The sequence below is a fragment of the Mesorhizobium sp. M1338 genome (genome assembly GCF_040318045.1).
Taxonomy (GTDB): domain Bacteria; phylum Pseudomonadota; class Alphaproteobacteria; order Rhizobiales; family Rhizobiaceae; genus Mesorhizobium.
On sequence record NZ_JAMYLL010000164.1, the window covers coordinates 1 to 578 of the forward strand.

Genomic DNA, 578 nt, shown 5'->3' on the forward strand with positions numbered 1-578 from the left:
GCCCGAACGTGGATGAAAGGCGTAACGGACAATCTTCTTTGCCTCGCCATCCTGATAACGGGCATTATGAGCCCAGTCCGCCGGGTACGGGCAAGACACATCTGGCGGTGGCTCTCGGGCGCGAGGCGATCCGGCAGAACCATAGCGTCCAGTTCGTCACGGCGGCCACGCTCGTGACGATGCTGGCCAAGGCCCATGACGACGGTTCACTCGAAAAGCAGCTGACGACCCTGTCGCGGCCGAAACTGTTGATCATCGACGAGCTCGGCTATCTCCCGTTCGAAGCCAATGCTGCGCATCTGTTCTTCCAGCTGGTGTCGCGGCGTTATGAGCGGGGATCGATCCTGATCACCTCCAACCGCTCCGTGGGCGAATGGGGCAGCGTGTTTGGCGATCCCGTGGTCGCGACCGCGATCCTTGATCGCCTGCTTCATCATTCGACAGTGATCACCATCCGCGGTGACAGCTACCGGCTTCGCGAAAAGCGTCGGTTGGGCCCGAGTTAAAAAGGCCGGCAGCCGCGCCCCCACCACACAACACCCACCAAGAATAGGGGGGGGGGAAAAAAAAAAAACGTT

The 578-nt window shown here is 60.4% G+C and carries 1 protein-coding gene; it reads left to right on the forward strand.

Features of this window, described 5'->3' with window-relative positions; all coding sequences use genetic code 11:
• Window positions 1-506, forward strand: a 506-nt coding sequence (gene istB, locus NKH19_RS33490) for an IS21-like element helper ATPase IstB (protein WP_352984011.1), incomplete at its 5' end; no start/stop codon positions are given.
• Window positions 507-578 lie beyond the last annotated feature (72 nt).